The 21,872-nt window shown below is 66.1% G+C and carries 26 protein-coding genes; 11 read left to right on the plus strand and 15 right to left on the minus strand.

The annotated features are described in order from the left end of the window. On the plus strand, nt 1–313 hold a 313-nt coding region (locus tag BM214_RS12595), incomplete at its 5' end, for a site-specific integrase (protein ID WP_218149065.1). Between the two features lie 25 nt (nt 314–338). Here the strand turns inward: BM214_RS12595 and BM214_RS11115 are convergent. The 3 genes from BM214_RS11115 to BM214_RS11120 all read right to left on the minus strand — a co-directional run bounded on the left by BM214_RS11115 (nt 339) and on the right by BM214_RS11120 (nt 3,686). Continuing rightward, entirely contained in the window at nt 339–1,613 is a 1,275-nt protein-coding gene (locus BM214_RS11115) for a RelA/SpoT domain-containing protein (protein ID WP_090487129.1), read from the minus strand. A 91-nt stretch (nt 1,614–1,704) separates the two neighbouring features. Next, nucleotides 1,705–2,619, minus strand: a complete 915-nt coding sequence (locus BM214_RS12440) for a hypothetical protein (protein WP_143096388.1) — start codon at nt 2,617–2,619, stop codon at nt 1,705–1,707. 8 nt (nt 2,620–2,627) lie between these two features. Further along, on the minus strand, nt 2,628–3,686 hold the full coding sequence (locus BM214_RS11120; RefSeq protein ID WP_090487132.1) for a ParA family protein: 1,059 nt from the start codon (nt 3,684–3,686) through the stop codon (nt 2,628–2,630). Nucleotides 3,687–3,858: 172 nt separating this feature from the next. Here BM214_RS11120 and BM214_RS12445 point away from each other — a divergent pair, with 172 nt between their 5' ends. After that, nucleotides 3,859–4,122: an integrase gene (locus tag BM214_RS12445; RefSeq protein ID WP_143096389.1), complete on the plus strand. Its 264-nt coding sequence runs from the start codon at nt 3,859–3,861 to the stop codon at nt 4,120–4,122. Nucleotides 4,123–4,187: 65 nt separating this feature from the next. Here the strand turns inward: BM214_RS12445 and BM214_RS11125 are convergent, their stop codons facing one another. Further along, nucleotides 4,188–5,354, minus strand: coding sequence for an aldo/keto reductase (locus tag BM214_RS11125; protein ID WP_090487135.1), 1,167 nt, complete (start codon nt 5,352–5,354; stop codon nt 4,188–4,190). Nucleotides 5,355–5,518: 164 nt separating this feature from the next. Here BM214_RS11125 and BM214_RS11130 point away from each other — a divergent pair, with 164 nt between their 5' ends. After that, nucleotides 5,519–5,938, plus strand: coding sequence for a secondary thiamine-phosphate synthase enzyme YjbQ (locus BM214_RS11130; protein WP_090487245.1), 420 nt, complete (start codon nt 5,519–5,521; stop codon nt 5,936–5,938). 30 nt (nt 5,939–5,968) lie between these two features. Here BM214_RS11130 and BM214_RS11135 read toward each other — a convergent pair whose 3' ends face one another. Continuing rightward, nucleotides 5,969–6,919 carry a dihydroorotate dehydrogenase gene (locus tag BM214_RS11135; RefSeq protein WP_090487138.1) on the minus strand — a complete coding sequence of 317 codons (951 nt, stop codon included), beginning with the start codon at nt 6,917–6,919 and terminating at the stop codon, nt 5,969–5,971. Between BM214_RS11135 and BM214_RS11140 the strand changes: the two genes are divergently transcribed. Beyond that, entirely contained in the window at nt 6,918–7,382 is a 465-nt protein-coding gene (locus BM214_RS11140) for a tRNA (cytidine(34)-2'-O)-methyltransferase (RefSeq protein ID WP_090487141.1), read from the plus strand. The two genes, BM214_RS11135 and BM214_RS11140, sit on opposite strands and share 2 nt — an antisense overlap. A 44-nt stretch (nt 7,383–7,426) precedes the next feature. On the opposite strand, the gene BM214_RS11145 is transcribed toward BM214_RS11140, so the two are convergent. From BM214_RS11145 to BM214_RS11165, 5 genes are all read right to left on the minus strand, one after another. Next, a complete protein-coding gene (locus BM214_RS11145) occupies nt 7,427–8,434 on the minus strand; it encodes an NAD(P)H-dependent glycerol-3-phosphate dehydrogenase (protein ID WP_090487144.1) in 1,008 nt (335 codons plus the stop codon). Nucleotides 8,435–8,441: 7 nt separating this feature from the next. Next, nucleotides 8,442–8,963 (minus strand): protein-export chaperone SecB, encoded by a 522-nt coding sequence (gene secB, locus BM214_RS11150; RefSeq protein WP_090487147.1) that lies wholly within the window; start codon nt 8,961–8,963, stop codon nt 8,442–8,444. Nucleotides 8,964–9,049: 86 nt separating this feature from the next. Beyond that, nucleotides 9,050–9,340, minus strand: coding sequence for a glutaredoxin 3 (grxC, locus tag BM214_RS11155; protein ID WP_090487150.1), 291 nt, complete (start codon nt 9,338–9,340; stop codon nt 9,050–9,052). Nucleotides 9,341–9,350: 10 nt separating this feature from the next. After that, nucleotides 9,351–9,779: a rhodanese-like domain-containing protein gene (locus BM214_RS11160; RefSeq protein WP_090487153.1), complete on the minus strand. Its 429-nt coding sequence runs from the start codon at nt 9,777–9,779 to the stop codon at nt 9,351–9,353. 81 nt (nt 9,780–9,860) lie between these two features. Continuing rightward, entirely contained in the window at nt 9,861–10,184 is a 324-nt protein-coding gene (locus BM214_RS11165) for an ArsR/SmtB family transcription factor (protein ID WP_090487156.1), read from the minus strand. Between the two features lie 119 nt (nt 10,185–10,303). Between BM214_RS11165 and BM214_RS11170 the strand changes: the two genes are divergently transcribed. The 4 genes from BM214_RS11170 to BM214_RS11185 all read left to right on the plus strand — a co-directional run bounded on the left by BM214_RS11170 (nt 10,304) and on the right by BM214_RS11185 (nt 14,253). Next, the gene (locus BM214_RS11170) at nt 10,304–11,467 is read left to right on the plus strand and encodes a murein hydrolase activator EnvC family protein (protein ID WP_244887983.1); all 1,164 of its coding nucleotides are present in this window, start codon (nt 10,304–10,306) and stop codon (nt 11,465–11,467) included. Nucleotides 11,468–11,541: 74 nt separating this feature from the next. Then, a complete protein-coding gene (locus BM214_RS11175; protein WP_090487248.1) occupies nt 11,542–12,861 on the plus strand; it encodes a S41 family peptidase in 1,320 nt (439 codons plus the stop codon). A 40-nt stretch (nt 12,862–12,901) separates the two neighbouring features. Continuing rightward, complete coding sequence (locus BM214_RS11180) at nt 12,902–13,759, plus strand: divergent polysaccharide deacetylase family protein (RefSeq protein WP_090487162.1); 858 nt, start codon at nt 12,902–12,904, stop codon at nt 13,757–13,759. Continuing rightward, nucleotides 13,699–14,253: a DJ-1 family glyoxalase III gene (locus BM214_RS11185; RefSeq protein ID WP_090487165.1), complete on the plus strand. Its 555-nt coding sequence runs from the start codon at nt 13,699–13,701 to the stop codon at nt 14,251–14,253. The genes BM214_RS11180 and BM214_RS11185 overlap by 61 nt, the downstream gene beginning before the upstream one ends. 6 nt (nt 14,254–14,259) lie before the next feature. Here BM214_RS11185 and glmS read toward each other — a convergent pair whose 3' ends face one another. The 3 genes from glmS to purE are packed head-to-tail and all read right to left on the minus strand — an operon-like array spanning nt 14,260 to nt 17,757. Beyond that, nucleotides 14,260–16,092 (minus strand): glutamine--fructose-6-phosphate transaminase (isomerizing), encoded by a 1,833-nt coding sequence (gene glmS, locus BM214_RS11190; protein ID WP_090487167.1) that lies wholly within the window; start codon nt 16,090–16,092, stop codon nt 14,260–14,262. Between the two features lie 40 nt (nt 16,093–16,132). Continuing rightward, entirely contained in the window at nt 16,133–17,260 is a 1,128-nt protein-coding gene (locus BM214_RS11195) for a 5-(carboxyamino)imidazole ribonucleotide synthase (RefSeq protein ID WP_090487171.1), read from the minus strand. Next, a complete protein-coding gene (gene purE, locus BM214_RS11200; RefSeq protein ID WP_090487174.1) occupies nt 17,257–17,757 on the minus strand; it encodes a 5-(carboxyamino)imidazole ribonucleotide mutase in 501 nt (166 codons plus the stop codon). Before purE ends, BM214_RS11195 begins: the two co-directional genes overlap by 4 nt. 149 nt (nt 17,758–17,906) lie before the next feature. On the opposite strand from purE, the gene BM214_RS11205 reads away from it, so the two are divergent. The 3 genes from BM214_RS11205 to BM214_RS11215 are packed head-to-tail and all read left to right on the plus strand — an operon-like array spanning nt 17,907 to nt 20,071. After that, on the plus strand, nt 17,907–18,806 hold the full coding sequence (locus tag BM214_RS11205; protein WP_090487178.1) for a phosphoribosylaminoimidazolesuccinocarboxamide synthase: 900 nt from the start codon (nt 17,907–17,909) through the stop codon (nt 18,804–18,806). Nucleotides 18,807–18,821: 15 nt separating this feature from the next. Further along, the gene (gene bioD, locus BM214_RS11210) at nt 18,822–19,514 is read left to right on the plus strand and encodes a dethiobiotin synthase (protein ID WP_090487181.1); all 693 of its coding nucleotides are present in this window, start codon (nt 18,822–18,824) and stop codon (nt 19,512–19,514) included. A gap of 47 nt (nt 19,515–19,561) precedes the next feature. Then, nucleotides 19,562–20,071 carry a GNAT family N-acetyltransferase gene (locus BM214_RS11215; RefSeq protein ID WP_090487184.1) on the plus strand — a complete coding sequence of 170 codons (510 nt, stop codon included), beginning with the start codon at nt 19,562–19,564 and terminating at the stop codon, nt 20,069–20,071. A gap of 99 nt (nt 20,072–20,170) precedes the next feature. Here BM214_RS11215 and BM214_RS11220 read toward each other — a convergent pair whose 3' ends face one another. Both BM214_RS11220 and BM214_RS11225 read right to left on the minus strand, forming a co-directional pair. Beyond that, complete coding sequence (locus tag BM214_RS11220; RefSeq protein WP_143096390.1) at nt 20,171–20,911, minus strand: coiled-coil domain-containing protein; 741 nt, start codon at nt 20,909–20,911, stop codon at nt 20,171–20,173. 141 nt (nt 20,912–21,052) lie between these two features. Continuing rightward, nucleotides 21,053–21,484, minus strand: a complete 432-nt coding sequence (locus BM214_RS11225; protein ID WP_090487191.1) for a hypothetical protein — start codon at nt 21,482–21,484, stop codon at nt 21,053–21,055. Nucleotides 21,485–21,872 lie beyond the last annotated feature (388 nt).

Genomic DNA, 21,872 nt, shown 5'->3' on the forward strand with positions numbered 1-21,872 from the left:
TCAGGATATCGTGGCATCTTGGGCGCTCCTCTCTCGCCCCCTGGGTGTTTTAAATACTCTATCAAACCAGACGACACTTATCCTGACAGGGGGGGGGACGGAAAAATCCTATATGGGCTGGATCTGCAGATTCATCCACCATTGCGATGGACAGGCGCCTTCCAGTCTGGGTGGTGCTCAGGTGGCTGATTTCCTCCAGTATCTTGCGGTCACACGCAATGTCTCCATTAGTACTCAGAAGCAAGCCTTGAACGCGCTGGCCTTCCTGTTCAGTAAGGTGCTTGAGAAACCCCTTGGCGATATTGGCCCCTGAATTCAGGAGTATATTAGCTGCCGGGCTAGACGTACTGCTCGACTTCATTTCGCATCTTGATATTAAGCGACACTGGGCCGTTTGGGCCGTTCTGATACACCAAACCCTTCTGCAGCAAAACCTCTAAAGATGAATCGAACGTCAGAACGTTTTGACAAAAGTGATTCTTCAATGTGCTCGTTGCCACCCCCTTATCACCCCAGAAGTGCTTTGTGTGGAGCTTTAGCAGGATCTGTCGAGCTCCAACATCAATATCCATTCGCTTGGAGAATCCGATGATTGATTCTTCTATGTTCTCCAACACATTGTCATAGGTTTCGATCCCGAAATAGTGGCTATGCGTACGTCGGACGGTTGCAATCTTCGAAGATCCGATTAACACCACCTCGAAGTCCTTGTCGACTGGGTACAGGTTCTCGTTCCTGACGTATGCATCCATCGCTTCTTCGGGGCTTCGCCCGACGATGTCCCATGAAACAAAAGCCCCAGTACTCCAATCAAAAATTATGATCCAGTTATTGATTGGATTGGGGTTTCTGGTTTCCTTCTCAACCAGCGTTTTGATAATCCCTTCATTCACATGACTGCTTAACACACGCCCCTTTTCTGAGGCCGCGATAATCGCTTCGCTTTGTATCTTCAGTTCGTCAATCTCGAGCCTTTCCTTTGCGGAAGGCTCGCGTCCCGACTCAAGTTCGAAGAACGCATCAGATAGCCGTTGGAAGTAACCAATGACGGCCGGATCGCCTTCGCTTTCCTTCAGGTAATGGCCGTACACAACAGACGTCCGCTCAATGCTTTCGGACCAATAGTGTTGAATCCGGCTTCGCACCTGCAATTCGAGTTTGTATCCCCCCCGAGAAAGCAGGATGTGCAGGGACCGATAACCAGTGACATCTCTTCCCCGATCGCGGTAATCAGTAATCTTGTCAATTGACAAGCTGGATTGCTCCGCAACGCGTTGTTCGATGAAGTTGAGCAGCCGATCAACGTCAGCATTCTTCTCGACGATTATCCGGCAGCCTCCGATATCTTGCAGCTGGGTGAGGCGAACACTAAGCCGCCCCAATTTGCGGGTGATTTGGGGCTTCCTCTTGAGACGCTGAGCGACGTAGTAATCAGACTCATAACCAGTCAACCATTGCTGCAATTCAAGTGTCGTTTCTGTAAGCGGCTGCAGATGGGCTTTTCGGTACTCATCGAGAATGTATTCATACTCGATCCATTCATCAGCGTCTCGGTAGTTCTCCTTCGCGAGGCCGACACCAGCTCGGTCGATTTTTGATTTCGAGAGTTTCATTTTTCCTCTAGGCAGCTAACGCCAGTCATCAGACGCGCGAGGTACGAGCGCCGGCTGGATGGCATTGTTGGGCCTTACCCAAAGAACCCCTTTAAAGTGGTACCCCAATCTTCGTATGCACTTCTACCGCGTAAGACCTACCATCCTGCTCTTTTAGCTCGAAGCGGGGTTTATCTGGCAGCATGATACCTTTCTCACGAGCTTTATCGGCAATTTGCTCAATATTTTCTACAACTGCCTGCTCCATTGATTCCAGCTGATCTTTTATGTAATCAGCTTGTCTCACGACGTCAACACTGATTCCAGACGAAGCAGCACCACCGCCAATTGGCGCGTACACAATATTTGGACCGATCTCAACAAAGGTATTAATATTTTTCCTGCGCAGCACCTTAACATCTTGATCACTCACACTCCTTGTCAAGCCAATAACGCCATTCAGTCGATACGACTCAATGCTCTCAGGCCAATTCTCATGCAAGATACGAATCATATCCTGCATAGCCCATGCCCCATGCGAGAAAATATTAATCAGATAGGCGCACTTTGAGTCGAACCTTACAAAAAGAAGAGGTCCTGTTCTCTCTACAAAATGATCAGAGTCTACCCTCGCACCCAGATGAAGATGATGGATCCCCCAATGATTCAGAAGAGGATCATCATAGTCGGCCCGCTTGATAAGTCTGCTCAAGTAAGGTGTGAGATCGTCTCCGTTCCGGATTGCGGATTCGATACAGGATAAACCTTGTTGTAATTCAGCCGGGCATTGAAATTCTTTCGAACGATGAATTTGCCTGGGCTTTGGCTCGACTAAACGCTTTTGCAAGTTCAAATATATGTGGACAACATCCTCATCAGGTCGCGACGAAACCTCGTAACCAAGATGAGAAAGCTCTTGGCGGCGCTCCGAAACCCAGTCCAAATAGAAATTTACCTCTACGTCTCTCATATTCAATCGGCCCAACGGCAGCATCAGCCGTGCGCTTAGCGCATCGGCTGCATGCACTTGTTAGCCTAGAAGTTATCTATGATATGCTGGGCTAAACCATCGTACTCGTCGGCCATTTCATTCATTAGTTCAATCTGATTCGGTGCCCACTGTCCGCGACCTCTAAGAGCATTTGTTGGCCGAAATTCGGATAGATACCGGATAGGCACATTTTGAATAATGCTATCGGGCGCCATTACGTTCAGATCTTCTATCGCAGCGACAGGTTCGATATCGACGAAATCCGGGACAGCGCCGTAGGAACGAATAGAGTGAAGTTGGGGGAGCATGCGATCTCTGATTGCCCGGCTAATCGAGCGGTGGTGTTCAGCATCGGCCCCAACTTCATGCTTAACGCCATCTCGCTTCCGTGTATCAAAGCCATTAAAGATCCAGCCACCAAATTTAGGAACTCCCTTTTCACCAATCACGTTGTCTCGAGGGTTTCCTTCCAAATATCGCTCCTTACCTTGTTCCCAGTCGCGAATAAACGACGGCAGCATTTCCCCGATTAGGCCTATGCAATAGGCCGAGAAAAGGTCGGGAGTACATGGGACAAGATAATAGTCAGAGCAATATAGCGCAGAGCGAACTAACGTATTGAATGAGGGCGGCAAATCGATTAACACATAATCATACTCGATACCATTTACGCGCTCCGCCTCCTGAGCAATCAACTCAGGAAGTATAAAGCGATACAACCCCGAGCCACTAATGACATCGGTGCCGACATTCAAGATGTCCGAAAATGTGTTTAGCCAGAAGTCCCCAGGCGCGAGATGAAGAGTGCCATTTGTGGGTTCGGTCTTCGGCAAATACGTGTAAACATCACCCATTCTATTCTGTTGGATATACGGCAATGCAAATGCTTTTATTGTCTCGCCAAATGGGCGCTCATCCGTCGATTCCAGAAGCTCCGAAAACTCTTCATCTCCTAGGCAAGCAATCGACAGATTGCACTGAGGGTCAAAGTCCACTAACAGAACGCTGAGATCTTTGTCCGCAAGCGAAACGGCAAGATTCCAAATTATCGACGTCTTCCCGACCCCACCTTTGTTATTAAACACTGAAATCGTTGTCGCCATCCATCTTCTCCTACTAAGTTCAGGGCTAACAGTATATTCGACAGAATCGGCCTTCCCCAGGAAAGACGGATTCTGTATAGCATGCCTGCAATCCTTCAGACCTTGCCACCCATCCCCAAAGTATTGCACCATCCCGGTACCGTTTCGTCAGACCCTGATTGGAGCCAAGGACATGGCCAACCCTCCTCTTACGGACAAAGAGCGCGTTTTCTGGTCCCGCTTTAGCAAACATCTGATTCAAAAAGGAATCAAGCCGGAATCGGTGCGCTGGTACCGGATTCGGGCGGAGCAGTTCATCCGTGCTTTCCCGCGCCGACGACTGGCCTCCCTCACCCCTGACGACGTCTCGGGCTATCTACTCAAGGCGGGCGAATCCCCTAACCTGAAGCCCTGGCAGTACCTCCAGGTCATGGACAGCTATACAAATTCTGTATAAGTTGGCACACACGGAATGGAGTGAAACGTTGGACTGGGACTGCATCAAATCTCTCCCCAACCCCCTCACTCCCCCACCCGTTCATACATCCCCAAGTAAGCTTGCCTCGCCATCAACGGCAACCCCGCCACGGCCAGCACATCCTCTAGGTGCTCCGGGGTGCTGATGCCAACCAGGCTCGTGCCCACGCCGGGTGTGGATCGGTTGAACTGCAGCGCTCTTTGGGCAGGATTGGGCAGGTCGTTCAGGGCTCGGGTGACGGTGTCCACGCACTGGGTGGCCAGGTGGCCCTTGAGCAGAGAGTGGGATGCCATCACATAGAGTTGGAGCTGATGGGCGGCCTGGATGGGGGAGGCCACGTTGCCCTGGCCGGTGGCGGTGTTGAAGCGGGTGAAGCCCTCCAGCATCACCTGGTTGAAGGGCATCATCACCAGTTTGAAATGATGTCGGGCTTGGGGGTCGCCGGTGACGCTGCGGGCGGCACGTTCAGCCAGGCCCACCAGGGAGGTGAGGGAGAGGAACAGGGGGGCGTCGGTCTCCACGCGAAAGCCCTCGAAGGTGGAGAGGCCGTAGCGGCGGATGCGGCCTTCCTGCACGGCGCGTTCGAGCATTTCGAACACGGGCTCCAGTTGCTGCAGGGTGGCCTCCTTGCCGCGCTCGGGGATGTGGACCTCGGGTTGGTCCACCAGGAAGGCGTCCAGGGTTTCCACGCCCATGAGGTGGCGCGAAAGTTCCAGCTGGTAGTTCAGGTACTCGGGGGTGAGCAGGTGGGCGCCCTTGGCCAGTTGCTCGCGGCTGCCCAGGCCCTGGGCGGTGATCTCCTGGTCGAACCACTGGGCCATGTCCGGGGGCGGACCGCCGCGCAGGGTGAGAAAGCCGCCCTTGGAGACCAGAAACATGGCCTCCCGGGGCACGCCGGCCTCCAGGGCGGTGCGTACCCCGGCCCCCACGGCGGCCAGGGAGCGGCCGTAGCGGTAGTGGGCGCCGGTGTCGATGACGTTGATGCCGGCCCCCAGGGCCCGGGCCACGAGGGCGCCGATACGGGCGTCCACGGCGGGGCTGGGTTCACCGCCGAAGCTGCCCACGCCCAGGCTGGACAGCTGCAGGTGCTCCCGGGGGAAGTCGCTGTAGTGCCCCTCGGCCACGTCACCGGTGCGCTGATGGGCCTCGGCGTAGGCCTGGGTGGCGGCGCGGGTGGCGGCGCCGGGGATGAGGGGATGTCCTTCGCGCAAGGGGTTCCGGATCCATGGATGTGGCTTGGCAGTATGCCTATCAAAGCATAACCTTAGCCAGGACAACACCCCCGGGGCCGAGGGTGCGGCTCGGGCGGGCCGTCGGCCCCCATCTGCGCGACAACCCCGACCGCGATCCCAGGCCCCAGCACGAGTGCATCGCCATGGACATCTTCCAGCAGCTGATCCGCATCGAACCCGGGGGCCGCGGCCCCCGGGAGATCACCCGCCAGGTGGCCGGGGTCGTCTCCGCCTCCGGCATGGGCACGGGGCTGTGCCACTGCTTCTGCCGCCACACCAGCGCCTCGCTCACCATCACGGAGAACGCCGACCCCACGGTGCTGCAAGACCTGGAGGGCCACATGGCCCGCAGCGTGCCCGACGGCGATCCCCAGTACGCCCACGCCATGGAGGGGCCCGATGACATGTCCGCCCACATCCGCAGCGTGCTCACCGGCGCGGGCCTCAGCGTCCCCTTCTCCGACGGCCGCCTGGCCCTGGGCACCTGGCAGGGGATCTTCCTCTGGGAGCACCGCACGGGCCGGCATGAGCGCGAGGTGGTGATCACCTGCCTGGGGCGCTGAAGGGTTGGGGACCGGACCCCGGGGGCGTCGTCAGCCGTTGAGCTCCAGGGCGCCGGTGAGCTGGGAGACCCGCTCGAAGCCGTGGCGCGCCATGTAGTCGGCGATGCCCCGGTTGATGCGCCCGCACACCAGGGGGTCGTAGAACAGCCCGGTGCCCACGCCCACCGCCGTGGCCCCCGCCAGCAGGAACTCGATGGCATCCTCCGGGCCGGTGACGCCCCCCTGGCCGATGATGGGGATGCCGTGGGGCCGGGCCACCTGATACACCTGATGCACCCGCAGCAGGGCCACGGGCTTGATGGCGGGCCCCGAGAGCCCCCCCTGGTTGTTGCCCAGCACCGGGCGGCGACGCTCCACGTCGATGGCCATGCCCATGAGGGTGTTGATGGCCGAGAGGGCGTCGGTGCCCGCCTCGATGCAGCGCCGGGCGCTCTCGGCGATGTCCGTCTGGTTGGGGGAGAGCTTGGTGATCAGGGGCTTGCGCGTCGCCCGGCGGCAGGCCTCCACCACCCGGGCGGACATGTCCGGATCGTTGCCGAAGGCCACCCCGCCCTCCTTCACGTTGGGGCAGGAGATGTTGATCTCGATGGCGTCCACGGGGGAGTCGTCGAAGCGCTCGGTGACGCGGATGTACTCCTCGATGGTGGAGCCGGAGACATTGGCGATGAAGCGGGTCTCGTCGAAATCCAGCTGCGGCAGGATGGCGTCCACCACGTGATCCACCCCGGGGTTCTGCAGGCCGATGGCGTTGAGCATGCCGTGGGGGGTCTCATAGATGCGGTGGGGCCGGTTGCCGGGGCGCGGATCGCCGGTGGTCCCCTTGAGGCAGACCGCCCCCACCTGCCGGTTGGAGAAGCCCGCGACGCGGGTATACTCCTCGCCGAAACCGACGCAGCCGGAGAGCAGCACCAGGGGGGAGGCGAAGGAAAGCCCGCAGAAATCCACGGCCAGCGCCTGGGTATGAGGGGTATCGAGTGGCATGTTTCACATCGTCCTGTATCAACCGGAGATCCCGCCCAATACCGGCAACGTCATGCGCCTGGCGGCCAACACGGGCTGCCGGCTGCACCTGATCCATCCGCTGGGATTCACCCTGGACGACGCGCGCCTGCGCCGCGCCGGGCTGGACTACCGGGATCTTTCGTCGGTGACGGAGTATGACAGCCTGGGGGCCTTCTCGGAAGCCGTGGCCCCGGCGCGCCTGCTGGCCTTGACCACCCGGGGCGGCCGCGCCCTGGACGCCTGCGGGTTCAGACCCGGCGACGCCCTGCTCTTCGGCCCCGAGACCCGGGGCCTGCCGGAGGACGTGCTGGCGCACATCCCCCCCGAACAGCGCCTGCGCATCCCCATGGTCCCCGGCAGCCGCAGCATCAACCTCTCCAATGCCGTGGCGGTGACGGTCTACGAGGCCTGGCGCCAGTGCGGCTACCGGGGGCGGGCCTGAGGCTCGGCTTCGCGGGGCGCGGGCGGAGGCCCCACGGCCGCCGCTCAGAACTCCGGCTTGGGGTCCCGGCTGAGCAGTTCCTCCACCGCCCGGGTGGGGGGCAGGTCCTCGTAGAGGATGCGGTAGACCCGCTGGCAGATGGGCATGTCCACCCCCAGTTCGTCCGCCTTGGCCACGGCCATGCGGGCCGTGCGCGCCCCCTCCACCGCCTGACCGATGGCGGCCATGGCCGCCTCCCGGGATTGCCCCCGGCCCAGGGCCAGGCCCAGGCGGCGATTGCGGGACTGATCGTCGGTGCAGGTGAGCACCAGATCCCCCACGCCGGAGAGGCCCATGAGGGTCTCGCTGCGGGCGCCGGCGGCCTCCCCCAGGCGCATGAGCTCGGCCAGGCCGCGGGTGATCAGGGCGGCGCGGGCGTTGGCACCAAAGCCCAGGCCATCGGAAACGCCGGCGGCGATGGCCAGGACGTTCTTGAAGGCCCCGCCCAGTTGCACCCCCACCACGTCGTCGCTGGTGTAGACCCGCAGGGTGCCGCCGGCGAGCCAGTCCCGGGCCGCCTCGGCGAAGTCCGCATCCGGGGAGGCCAGGGTCAGGGCCGTGGGCAGGCCGCGGGCCACCTCGCCGGCGAACGAAGGCCCCGAGGCCACCCCCCAGGGGACCGTGACGGGCAGGATCTCCTGGGCCAGTTGGTGCAGCCAGCGGGTGCTGGCCTCGTCCAGCCCCTTGGTGGCCCACACCAGCCCGCCGGGGCCCAGCCCCGGGGCGATGCGCGCCAGGGTCTCGCGAAAGCCGCCGCTGGGCACCGCCAGGAGCACCCGGCGGGCACGGCCCACCAGGGCCTCCAGGTCCGTCTCGGGGTGCAGCCCCGGCGGGAAGGGGCAGTCCGGCAGGTAGCGGGCGTTGCGGCCCTCGGCGGCCATGGCCGCCACCTGGGCGGCGTCGCGCCCCCACAGGCCCACGTCCAGCCCCTTGCGGGCGAGATGGATGGCCAGGGCGGTCCCCCAGGAACCGGCCCCCACCACGGCCACGTCGTGCATCGGGCTCACGGCCATGGCGGTGTCAGTTGGCGGGCGTGGCGCGGTCGTCGCCGTCCCCCCGGGCCGCCTGGCGTTCCCGCAGGCGCTGGGCATAGAGGGCGTCGAAGTTCACCGGCGCCAGCAGCAGCTGCGGGAAGCCGCCCCGGGTGACCAGATCGGATACCGCCTCACGGGCGAAGGGGAAGAGGATATTGGGGCAGTAGGCGGACAGCAGAGGACCCTGCTGGTCCTCCGGGATGCCCCGCAGCAGGAAGATCCCCGACTGCTTCACCTCCACCAGGTAGGCCGTCTTGCCCTGGGACTGGGTGGTCACCGTCAGGGTCAGCTCCACCTCATAGACACCGGGATCCTTCAGGGCCCGGGATTGGGTATTGAGCTGGACGTTGGTCTCCGGCTTCCACTCCCCGAGGAACACCTCAGGGGTGTTGGGGGCCTCGAAGGAGATGTCCTTGGTATAGATCTTCTGCAGGCCGAATTCCTGCTGGGCCTGCTGACCCTGGGCGGCGCCGTCGAGGCGCGCGCCGGATGCTGTGTTTTCGGTCATGTCCACTCCGTCATCGGGATGATGGGATCGCCGCGCGCCATCATACTAGGCGGGACAGCAACAGGACCATGACTTTTCCGGGATCTTCAGCCGCCCGGGCGGGAAAGCCCCAGGGCGGCATCCAGTTCGCCCGCGCGGTCCAGGGCGGCCAGATCGCTGTATCCGCCCAGGTGGCGCTCGCCGGCGAAGACCTGGGGCACGGTGTGGCGCCCGGAGCGGGCCTCCATCACGTCCCACTGTTCCGGATCCCGGTCCACCCGGATCTCCTGGAAGGCGACGCCCTTCTTCTTGAGCAGCCTGCGGGCCAGGAGGCAGAAGACACAGCCGCCGGTGGCGTACATCACCACGGGCACGGCATCGCCGGGGGCATCGTCCATGGCCGGGATCCTATTTCTTCGACAGGGGCAGGTTGGCGGCCTGCCAGGCGTTGATCCCGCCCTGCAGGTTGCTCACCTTCTCGAACCCGTTCTTGGTCAGGGTGTTGCAGGCCTGGGCGGAACGGCTGCCGTTCTCGCAGTAGACGATGACGTGCTTGTCCTTGTGCTTGTCCAGTTCGCTCAGGCGGTCCTTGAGCCGGTTCATCGGGATATGGCGTGCGCCGCTGATGCGTCCACCCTTGCGGGCTTCGGCATCGCTGCGCACATCCAGCACCAGGGAGGGTTCGCGGTTCATCACCTGCACCGCCTCCGCCGGCCCCAGTACCCCATACTTGCGCGTCAGGCGCGCGAACTCGGTGTAGACGATGGCCACGGCGACGGCCACCAGCAGGCCCACCAGCAGGGGATGATTGCCCACAAATTCCAGATATTGGTCCATGAATCGCTCGGGACGGTTGCGTCAACGGGAGGGGCGCATTCTGACCCGTCGCGCCCGGCCCGGCAAGCCGGTGCGGGCGGGTTACAGGGTGCGGCAGAAGACGTCCTGCATCATGCCGATCAGGCGCAGGGTGCGCCCGTCCCCCACACGATAGTAGACCCGGTTGGCATCCTTGCGGGCCATGAGGATACCCTTGTCCCGCAGGATGGCCAGGTGCTGCGAGATGTTGCTCTGGGAGGTGCCGACACGGTCCACGATCTCCTGGACACTCACCTCCCGGTCCCCCAGGACGCAGAGGATCTTCAGGCGCAGGGGATGCGCCATGGCCTTCAGGGAGCGGGAGGCGCGTTCGATGTCCTCCTCCCGGTTCATGAGATCGGTATCGGTCTGGGGTTCGGGCGACATGGGATGGTTCGTGTTGGTATGCGCTCTGGACCTGGACAATGGAATCCCGTTGGGCCGGTGGATGAATTTGTATATTAGCACTCCATGAAGCGATTATGATCTTTATCAAACGGATTGCAATGCGCACGGCCTGGGCCACCCTCCTGGCGGCCCTGTGCTGCGCCCCCGTCTGGGCGGCCGACGAGCGGGAAGAGGCGGCCCGGCGGCTGGAGGCGGTGCAGGAGGCCATCGGCCGGCTGCAATCCCGTCTGGAGGCGGCCCGGGGCGAACGCGGGCGCCTGGAGGCGGCCCTGCGCGCCTCCGAGAAGGACCTGAACCGGGCCGGCCAGGCCCTGGCCCAAAGCGAGGCCGAGTTGCGCAAGACGCAGCAGCGGCTGGAGGCGGTCCGGGTGCGGGCCGACGAGGCCCGGGTGCGGCTGCAGGGCCACCGTGAGATCCTGGCGGCGCTGCTGCGCAGTGCCTACCAGAACGGCCGGGGCGGTCCCCTGAAGGTCCTGCTGCAGCAGGAGGACCCGGCCCGTCTGGGGCGCATGATGGCCTATCACCGCCATTATGTGCATGCCCGGGAGGCACGCATCGAGGCCACGCGCCAGGCCCTGGCGGGGCTGGAACAGGCCCGCGCCGAACTGCAGGCCCTGCAGGCGCGCCAGGCCCGCCAGCGGGCGGAGCGCACCGATCGCCTCAAGGCCCTGGAGGCGGCCCGCCGCAAGCGGGCCGAGGCCGTGGCGGCCCTGGAGGCCGAGATCGAGGCGGCCGGGGAACGCCTGCAAGGACTGCAGGCCGGCCGCAAGGCCCTGGAGGAACTGATCGAGACCCTGGATGCCACCCTGAGCGACATCCCGGACCGCTCCCTCATGGACCACCCGTTCGCACAGCGCCGGGGCCGCCTGCCCTTCCCCACCGCCGGGGAAGTGCTGCGGGGCTTCGACGAAGACGGCGTGACGGATGGCGAACACCGCCGCCGCGGGGTGATCCTGAAGGCCGACCCGGGGGACCCGGTGCATGCCGTGCATCCCGGCCGGGTGGCCTTCGCCGACTGGATGCGGGGCTACGGTATGCTGGTGATCCTGGACCACGGCGACGGCTACATGACCCTCTATGGCGACAACGAGACCCTCTACCACAGCCCCGGGGACTGGGTGCAGGCGGGAGAGGTCATCGCCCGCGCCGCCGGCGGCGGCCGCAGGGAGGGGACCTACTTCGAGATCCGCCACGACGGGGCCCCCGTGAACCCCCTAAGGTGGTGCGACTCTAAGCGCCCAATGATAGGCTTTACCCGTTGAACCCCGCGATATGGCCCGCGATACGGGGATAACCAAAGCCTGCGGGAACGGCTCAGTCCGTGGAGTGAATGATGATGAGAATGCAAACCCGGGCAGGCATCGGCCTGCTGTTGGGCGTGATCCTGGGGGTCACGCTCAGCCTGTCCTTTGGTGTCATGGCCGAGCGCCAGGACGCCGCCGTCCCCGAGGCCCTGCCCCTGGAGGACCTGCGCACCTTCACCGATGTCTACATGCGCATCAAGCGCAACTACGTGGAGGAGGTGGAGGATAGCGAACTCCTGGAGAACGCCATCCGTGGCATGCTCAACGGCCTGGACCCCCACTCCACCTACCTCACCCCGGACGAGTTCTCCGAACTGCGCATCGGCACCCAGGGCGAATTCGGCGGCCTGGGCCTGGAGGTGGGCATGGAGGACGGCTTCGTCAAGGTCATCGCCCCCATCGACGACACCCCCGCCAGCCGCGCCGGCATCCAGGCCGGGGACCTGATCATTCGCCTGGACGACACCCCCGTGAAGGGCCTGTCCCTGCAGGAGGCGGTGAACCGCATGCGCGGTCCCGAGGGCAGCAAGATTACCCTCACCATCATGCGCGAGGGCGAGGACGCCCCCTTCGAGGTGGAGATCACCCGGGACATCATCCGAGTACGCAGCGTGCGCAGCGAGATGCTGGAGCCGGGCTTTGGCTACCTGCGCATCACCACCTTCCAATCCCGCACGGCACAGATGCTGGTGGAGGAACTGAAGGCCCTGCAGAAGGAAAGCGGCGGGCTCAAGGGCTTGGTGCTGGACCTGCGCAACAACCCCGGTGGCGTGCTCAACGGCGCCGTGGGGGTCTCCGATGCCTTCCTGAAGGAAGGGCTCATCGTCTACACCGAGGGCCGGGTGGACGAAGCCAAGCTGCGCTACAGCGCCTCGCCGGGGGACCTCCTGGACGGCGCGCCCCTGGTGGTGCTGGTGAACAAGGGCTCGGCCTCCGCCTCGGAGATCGTCGCCGGCGCCCTGCAGGACCACGAGCGGGCCATCATCATCGGCACCTCCACCTTCGGCAAGGGCTCGGTACAGACCATCTTGCCCCTGGAGGGGGGCAAGGCCCTGAAGCTCACCACGGCCCGCTACTACACCCCCTCTGGCCGTTCCATCCAGGCGGACGGGATCCAGCCCGATATCCAGCTGGAACAGGTGAACCTGGCCAAGGCGGAGGACACGGTGCTGCAGCCGGTCACCGAGTCCCAGCTGGAAGGCCACCTGCCCGGCGCCAACGAGGATGCGGGCGATGCCTCCGATGAAGAGGACAAGGAGGACAAGGCCGCCTCCCTGGCCGTGCGGGACTACCAGCTCTATGAGGCCCTGAACCTGCTCAAGGGGCTCACCATCCTGCAGGCCCGGCGCTGATGGGGAAGACACCGGTGCGGCGGATGGGACCGGACCGCCCATGAACCGCCGCGGCGCCATGCCGCGCCCGCGCTGTGCCGCCACGGCCTGGGTGCTGCTGCTGGCGCTGTGGGCATGGTCGGCCTGGGGCCCCGCCTGGGGCGGCGACGGCGCGGCCCCCGTCATCGCCATCGTCATCGACGACCTGGGCAACGACCTGGAATCGGCGCGGCGCATCGCCGCCCTCCCCGCCCCGGTCACCGTGGCGGTGCTGCCCTTCACCCCCTACGCCGGCGTGGTGGGTGACCTGGTGCAGGAAAACGGCCACGAGGTGATGCTGCACCTGCCCATGGAGGCGGATGGTGACCATGATCCAGGGCCCGGGGCCATCCGCACCCGTCTGAACGAGGCCCAGACGCGCCGTCTGGTGCGCCAGGCCCTGGCACGGGTGCCCCAGGCCCGGGGCATGAACAACCACATGGGCAGCCGCCTGTCCCGCTCGCCCCATCACCTGGCCTGGATCATGAGCGAACTGCTGGCCCGGGATCCCGGGCTCTACGTCCTGGACAGCCGCACCCACGTGCAGACCCGCATCCAGCAGGTGGCCCGCTGGGCGGGGCTGCGCAACACCCGGCGGGACGTCTTCCTGGACGCCCGCCCCCATGACGCGGGCTTCGCCCGCCGCCAGCTGGAACACCTGGCCCGCCTGGCCCGTACCCGCGGCCACGCCCTGGGCATCGGCCATCCCCATCCCCAGACCCTGGAGGCCCTGGAGGCGATGCTGCCCCGGCTGCAGGCCCAGGGGTTCGAGCTGGTCACCGTGAGCCGCTATCTCTGGCAACAAGAGGAGATCCCCCAATGGCACGCATCCTTGTCCCCCTCGCCCCCGGCTGCGAAGAACTCGAAGCCGTCACCCTGATCGACCTCATGCGCCGGGCCGGATTCCAGGTGGTCACCGCCGGCCTGGAACCGGGTCCGGTGAAGTGCTCCCGCGGTGTGGTGCTGGTCCCCGACGCCCTGCTGGAGGAGGTGCATGAGGAATCCTTCGATCTGGTGGTGCTCCCGGGCGGGCTCGGCGGCGCCGACCGCCTCAACGCCGACCCCCGCATCCACGCCCTGCTGCGGCGCATGCACGCCGAGGGGCGTTACGTGGGCGCCATCTGCGCCGCCCCCAAGGTGCTCGGCGAAGCGGGTCTGCTGCAGGGGCGCTCGGCCACGGGCTACCCCAGCGTGGTGAACGCCCTGGACCTGCCGGACACCCGCTTCACGGATCAGCCGGTGGTGGTGGACGGCCAGGTGGCCACCTCCACCGGCCCGGGCACCGCCATGGACTTCGCCCTCGCCCTCATCGAACTGCTGGCGGGGCCGGAGAAACGCCGGGAGGTGGAAGGGCCGCTGTGCCGGCCCGGGTGACGGCCGCTATTCCACCGTCACCGACTTGGCCAGGTTGCGGGGCTGATCCACGTCCGTGCCCTTGAGCACGGCGGTGTGGTAGGCCAGCAGCTGCAGGGGCACGGTGTGGACGATGGGGGAGAGCCAGTCGTCCGCCGGGGGCACGGCCAGGCACTGGATGCCGCCGTCGCCCCCCAGGGCGGTGACATCATCGGCGAACACCATCAGATGCCCGCCCCGGGCCCGCACCTCCTCCAGGTTGGACTTGAGCTTCTCCAGCAGGGGGTTGTTGGGGGCCACCACCACCACCGGCATATCCGCATCCACCAGGGCCAGGGGGCCGTGCTTGAGCTCCCCGGCGGGGTAGGCCTCGGCATGGATGTAGGAGATCTCCTTGAGCTTGAGGGCCCCCTCCAGGGCGATGGGATAGTGGGCCCCCCGGCCCAGGAACAGGGCGTGCTGCTTGTCCACCAGGGTCATGGCCAGCCGCTCCACCGGGGCGTCCAGGGCCAGCACCTTCTCCAGGGCGGCGGGCAGGGCCCGCAGATGCTGCGCGAAGGTCCGCCGCCGGTCCGCGTCCAGGCCGTGGTGGCGCCCCAGGGCCAGGGTGAGCAGGAACAGGGCCACCAGCTGCGTGGTGAAGGCCTTGGTGGAGGCCACCCCGATCTCGGGGCCGGCATGGGTCATGAGCACCAGGTCCGACTCCCGCACCAGGGAGCTCTCGGGCACGTTGCACACCGCCAGGGAGGCCAGGTAGTCGTCCTCCCCCGCCTGGCGCAGGGCCGCCAGGGAATCGGCGGTCTCGCCGGACTGGGAGATGGTCACCAGCAGGCAGTCGGGGAGTACGGCGTGACGCCGGTAACGGAACTCGCTGGCCACCTCCACGCGGCAGGGCAGCCCCAGCAGCCCCTCGATCCAGTACCGGGCCACGAGCCCGGCGTGGTAACTGGTGCCGCAGGCCAGGATCTGCACCGAGCGCACCCGCGCCAGCAGATCCTCGCTCCCGGGGCCCAGGAGCCCCTCCGGCACGCCGTCCTCCGTCAGCCGCCCCTCCAGGGTCTCGGCCACCGCCCGGGGCTGCTCATGGATCTCCTTGAGCATGAAGTGGCGGAAACGGCCCCGGTCGGCGGCGGCGGCGGTGAGGGCGCTCTCGCTCACCGGCCGGGTCACCGCATGGCCATCGGCGTCGAGGATGCGCACCTCATCCCGGGTCAGTTCGGCGATGTCGCCGTTCTCCAGGTGGATGAAGCGCTGGGTCACCGGCAGCATGGCCTGGATATCCGAGGCGATGAAGTGCTCGCCGATGCCCAGACCGATGATAAGCGGGCTCCCCTGGCGCACGGCGACGAGCCGGTCCGGGTCGTCCCGGCGCACGACCCCCAGGGCATAGGCGCCCTGCAGACGATGCCCCACCCGGCGCACCGCCTCGGGCAGGTCGAGGCCCTGGCGGCAGGTGTCCATGATCAGGTGGGCGATCACCTCGGTGTCGGTGTCGGAGGTGAAGGTGTAGCCCCGGGCCTCCAGCTCGGTGCGCAGGGCCTGGTGGTTCTCGATGATGCCGTTGTGCACCACGGCGATGTCATCGCCGCTCAGGTGGGGGTGGGCATTGGCCTCCGTGGGACCGCCGTGGGTGGCCCAGCGGGTATGGGCCAGCCCCAGCTGCCCGGCCAGGGGCCGCTCCGCCAGCCGCCGGGCCAGGGCCTCCACCTTGCCCACGGCCCGCTCCCGCCGCAGCGCGCCGCCGGGATCCAGCACCACCAGCCCCGCGGAGTCGTAACCGCGGTATTCCAGGCGGCGCAGGCCCTCCAGGAGGATGGGCTGGACGTCGCGCCGGGCGATGGCACCGATGATTCCGCACATGCCGGTGAACTCCTCGAAGTGGGCGGGATGCCGGGACGGCTCAGGCCGCCAGGCGGTTGAACAGCTCCTCCGCCGCCTCCACGGCGGCGGCCAGGTCCGGATCGAGCACGCAGAAATGCCCCATCTTGCGGCCGGGGCGGGCCTGCTCCTTGCCGTAGAGGTGCAGCTTGGCGGCGGGATGGGACAACAGCCGGCCCCAGTCCGGATCGCCGTGCGCCCAGAGGTCCCCCAGCAGGTTCACCATGACCACGGGGGTGAGCAGGCGCACGTCGCCAAAGGGCAGGCCGCAGAGGGCGCGCACCTGCTGCTCGAACTGGGAGGTGACACAGGCATCCAGGGTGTAATGGCCGCTGTTGTGGGGCCGGGGGGCCATCTCGTTCACCAGCAGCGCCCCCGAGGCGGTGATAAAGAACTCCACCGCCATCACGCCGCAGTAGTCCAGGGCCCCGGCCAGGGTCGTGGCCGCCTCGCAGGCGGCCTGGGCGGTGGCCTGCGGCACCCGGGCGGGGACGATGCTCATGTGCAGGATACCGCCGCGGTGGATGTTCTCCGCCACGGGATAGCACAGGCAGCGGCCATCGCTGCCCCGGGCCAGGACCACGGAGATCTCCCGCTCCAGGTCCACACGGCGCTCCAGCACGCAGGGCACGCGCCCCAGGGCCTCGAAGGCCTCGGCGCAGGCCTGAGGGGAATCCACCGGCACCTGGCCCTTGCCGTCGTAGCCCATGGCGGCGCGCTTGAGGATGGCCGGCGCCCCCACGGCGGCAAAGGCCGTGTGCGCCTGCTCCGGGCGCTCCACCACCTGGAAGGGGGCCGTCTCCAGGCCCGCGCGGCGGATCATGCCCTTTTCCCGGATGCGGTTCTGGGCCTGCTCCAGGGCCGCGGCCCCGGGACGCACCGGCAGGTGCCGCGCCAGGGCGCGCAGGGTATCGGCGGGGATGTTCTCGAACTCGGTGCTGACGGCGTCGCAGCGGGCGATCATCTCGTCCAGGGCCCAGGCATCGCCGTAGGCGGCGTGCAGGTGATCATCCGCCATGCGCCCGGCCGGGCTGCCGGAATCCGGGTCCAGCACCACCACGTGATAGCCCAGGGTGCGGGCGGCCACGGTGAACATGCGCCCCAGCTGGCCGCCCCCCAGCATGCCCAGGGTGTGCCCGGGCAGGATCATGATGCCGGCGGCAGGGTCTGGGCCAGCACCGCCTCCCGCTGCTGCCGGCGGAAGGTCTCGAGATCCCCGGCCAGGCCGGGGTGGTCGTGGGCCAGCAGAGCCACGGCGAAGAGCCCGGCGTTGGCGGCCCCGGCCTCGCCGATGGCGAAGGTGGCCACGGGCACCCCCTTGGGCATCTGCACGATGGACAGCAGCGAGTCCCGCCCCTGCAGGTGACGCGAGGGCACCGGCACCCCCAGCACGGGCAGCGTCGTCTTGGCCGCCAGCATGCCCGGCAGGTGCGCCGCCCCGCCGGCTCCGGCGATGATGCAGCGCAGGCCCCGCTGCCGGGCCTGTTCGGCGTATTCGAAGAGCAGATCGGGGGTGCGATGGGCGGAGACCACGCGGGCCTCGTAGGGCACCCCGAAGGCGTCCAGTTGCTGGGCGGCGTGCTCCATGACGGGCCAGTCGCTCTGGCTGCCCATCACCACGCCCACGAGGGGGGTCTGGTTCTGCATCGGCCTGGGAAACGCTTCAGGATCGGTTGAAAGGGCAGAAGATACTAGATAACCGGCGGGGGGTACACGTCCGCGGGCACGGACGTGCATCACGCCCCGCCAGACCGTACACTCTGGCGCCGTACACCCAGAATCCGGATCGTCGCGCCATGTCTGTCCTCCACGAAAGCCACCTCAAGAGTCTGCCCCTGATCCACAAGGGCAAGGTACGGGACATCTATGCCGTGGATGAGCGCCATATGCTCATCGTCACCACCGACCGCCTTTCCGCCTTTGACGTGATCCTGCCCACCCCCATCCCGGACAAGGGACGGGTGCTGACGCGGATCTCGCAATTCTGGTTCCAGCGCCTGGCCCACGTGGTCCCCAACCAGCTCTCGGACATGACCCTGGAACAGGCCGTCCCCGACCCGGAGGAACGGGCACCGCTGGAGGGGCGCAGCATGGTGGTCAAGCGCCTCCGGGCCCTGCCCGTGGAGGCGGTGGTGCGCGGCTATCTCATCGGTTCGGGCTGGAAGAGCTACCAGGCCGAGGGGCGGGTGTGCGGCATCCCCCTGCCTTCGGGGCTGCGCCTGGCCGAGCGCCTGCCGGAGCCCATCTACACCCCCTCCACCAAGGCGGAGGTGGGGGGCCATGATGAAAACGTGGACTACGCCCACACGGAACGGGAACTGGGGCCACGGGTCGCCGCCCAGGTGCGGGACATCGCCCTGCGCCTCTACGCCGAGGCCGCGGACTACGCCCGGGAACGGGGCATCCTCATCGCCGATACCAAGTTCGAGTTCGGCGTGGACGAGACCGGCATGCTGCACCTGATCGACGAGGTCCTCACCCCCGACTCCTCCCGCTTCTGGCCCGCCGACCGCTACGCCCCCGGGCAGAGCCCCGCCTCCTTCGACAAGCAGTACCTGCGGGACTACCTGGAGACCCTGGACTGGGACAAGAACGATCCCGGCCCGGCCCTGCCGGAGGAGGTGGTGGCCCAGGTGCGCGCCCGCTACCTGGAGGCCCTGGAGCGGCTCACGGGGGAATCCCTGGAGACGGACTGACGGCAGGAGACGGCCATGACGATCCCCGGTCTGTTCATCACCGGCACCGACACCGGCGTGGGCAAGACGGTGGCCGGCTGTGTCCTGATCCATGGCCTGCGGGCACGGGGGTGCTCCGTGCTGCCGCGCAAGCCGGTGGAATCCGGCTGTGAACGGCGCGGCGGCATCCTCTGGCCCGAGGACGGCGCCCACCTGCTGCACGCCGCCGGGCGCGACGCACTGGACCGGGTGACCCCCTGGCGCTTCCCCCATGCCCTGGCCCCGGACCGGGCCGCCCGCCTCGCCGGCACCCCCCTGCACCTGGGCGCCCTGGCCGCCGCCTGCCGCCCGGGAACGCCCGATGACCTGGTGCTGGTGGAGGGGGCCGGCGGCTTCTACTCCCCCCTGGCCGAGGGGGCCCTGAACGCCGATCTGGCCGTGGCCCTGGGATTCCCCCTCATCCTGGTGGCCCCGGACCGGCTGGGGGTGCTCAACCACATCCTGCTCACCGCCGAGGCCGCCCTGCGGCGAGGCCTCACGCTGGCGGGGGTGGTGCTCAACGATCCGGGGCAGCCCGGTCCGGAGGGCATGGACAACGCCGCGGACCTGCAGGCCCGGCTGCAGGTGCCGCTGCTGCGCCTGGGGCGCACGCACCCGGACCGGCCGCAACCGCCGCCGGAACTGGATGCCTGGCTCGAACGAGTGCTCAGCCGCCGCCTGGACCCGTGAATCCCCCCCCGGACCCGCAGTCCAGTGCAGACCCCCGGAGGCGCGCCATGACCCGCACCCCCTTCGAGATCCATATCGCCACCCAGGACCACCTGTCCGAGATCGCCTATCTGGCCCGGCGCATCTGGCATCAGTGCTATCCCGGGATCATCTCCCGGGAGCAGATCGAGTACATGCTGGCGCGCATGTACTCGGAGCCGACCCTGGCCCGGGACCTGGCCCAGGGTGTGACCTATTACCGTCTGCTGCACGGGGAACGACCCGCCGGGTTCGCCGCCTGCGGACCCGATGCCTGCGGCCACGGGCAGGCCTGGCTGCACAAACTCTACGTGCTCGCGGAACACCAGGGCCGGGGCGCGGGCCGGGCCCTGATCGAGCGGGCCTGCGCGGATGCGGCCGCGGCGGGCCATCGCCTCATGCTGCTGCGGGTGAACCGGGAGAACACCCGCGCCATCCGCGCCTACCAACGCTGCGGCTTCAGCCTCCGGGAGACCCGCTGCGACGACATCGGCGGCGGCTTCGTCATGGACGACTACATCCTGCAGCGCCGGCTCTGAGGCGCGGGACGGCCAGCCACCGGGGATGCCCCGCCGGCGCACGGGGGCATCCACCGAAAGACCGGCGATCAGGACCGGGTCTGCGTGCGGGGGATCAGATCAGACCTTGTCGGTTTCGGCCATCCCTTCCAGGGCCTCCAGGACCTTCTCTTCGGGAGCCTCGGGCAACGCCTCCACCTCGGCACCACCCTCCTGCAGACGGGCATGGAGGCTTTCGGCCGTCCGCCGCAGTTCACGGTACTGCGCCGCCAGGTCGGCCCCCTGCTCCCGCAGCGGTTCCAGCGCGGCCAGCTTCTCGTCCACCTCCCGCTTCTCCTTGCGCAGGGTGCCGAGCTGGGCCTCCACCTGCTTGCGGGCCTCGGCCTCGTCGCTCTTCTGCTTTTTCAGCTGCCGGAGCTTCTTGACCACGTTCTCCGGGGTGTCCGCCAGGGCCTTGTTGATGGCCTTGAGGGCCTTTTCCTTCTCCGCCAGGGCGGCCTTGATGGACTTCATCTCCTTGGTGTGGGCGACGCGCTCCGCGGCCATGTCCTGTTCGCCGCTCTCCAGCCTGGCCAGGGCCTCCTCCTTGGCGGCCTCGGCGGCCTTCTGGGCCTTCTCGCTGGCCTTCACCTTCTTTTCCATCTCCTCGATGGCGGCGCGGGCCTCGTCCTGTGCCTGCTTGATCTTGCGGTCCGCCTCCTGGCCCTTCTGGATGGCGGCATCCATGGCGGCCTTGAGTTCGTCGGCACTGCAGTCGGGGTCCAGCCCCAGGGCATCCGTCGCCCCCTTCATCAACATCTGCTTGCTGACGGCAAGCTCCTTCCAGACCTTCAACTGTATTTCTGCTTCTGCTTGGTTCACATATCACTCCTGCTCGATCGCGGATATCGCGGTTGGACGGGGGGTCGCATTCGTGGGCGCGCATTCTAGCCGATCTGCGGACCGAATGCTGCACCCAAAGTCAAGCCCACCCCGACGGGTGCGGCGGAACGCGGTACGGGCTCACGGGGCGCTGTACACGCCGCGGCGCGGTGAGGTCAGTTTGCCCTGGCGCTTGAGATAGCCCAGGGTCTGGCTAAGGTTCTTCACGTTCAGCCCCGCCTGCTGCGCCTGCTCGCGGATCTCCTTGGTGGTCATCTCCGGAGGATTGTTGGCGACGATCTCGCACAGGATCCGGCTGGGGCCGGTCTCCCGCTTGCCCCCGCCCTGCCCCGCGCGGGGGACGCGGCCGCCCAGCTTGCGGATCTCGCGGTCCAGCTGGGCCAGTTCGCGGCGGTGTTGCTTGATCAGTTCGCGGCGCTTCTGCTTGAGGGCCTCCCGCTCCTGGCGGCGCGCCTCCTCCTGCTCCGCTGCCTCCTGCTCCTCGCGCTGGCGCGCCAGGGCATAGAGCTCCTCGGCGCTCATCTCTTGCGGATTCTTGACGATTGCGTTCATTCAGTACTCCCGTGATAACAAAAACGACGACACCCGGACCCCAAGGCCCGGGACGGATCGAAGATACGATTAGGACATCCCCCAGCGGGGAGACACCCATTGCGGATGGACGACCCGGGGAACCGGGTCTTGACCACGGGCACGGGGGATCCGTGTGCGCACGCGGGTACGGAATTGCTGCATCACAACCCGCACCCCTGGGGTCGTTCGCATGCGGACAGGCGAGCGGAACCCACTGCGTTTTCCAAAGACCGATTATGACATAAGCGGCCGCATATTTTCACATCCCTTTTTATACGAAAACGCAAAAAGGGTGCGGCGGGACCCGGCGGAGAAACCGCGGCGGGTTTCACCTCGCGTGCGGGTATAACGCCATAAAGGAAATACC

This window comes from Ectothiorhodospira mobilis, assembly GCF_900114895.1.
GTDB lineage: Bacteria > Pseudomonadota > Gammaproteobacteria > Ectothiorhodospirales > Ectothiorhodospiraceae > Ectothiorhodospira > Ectothiorhodospira mobilis_A.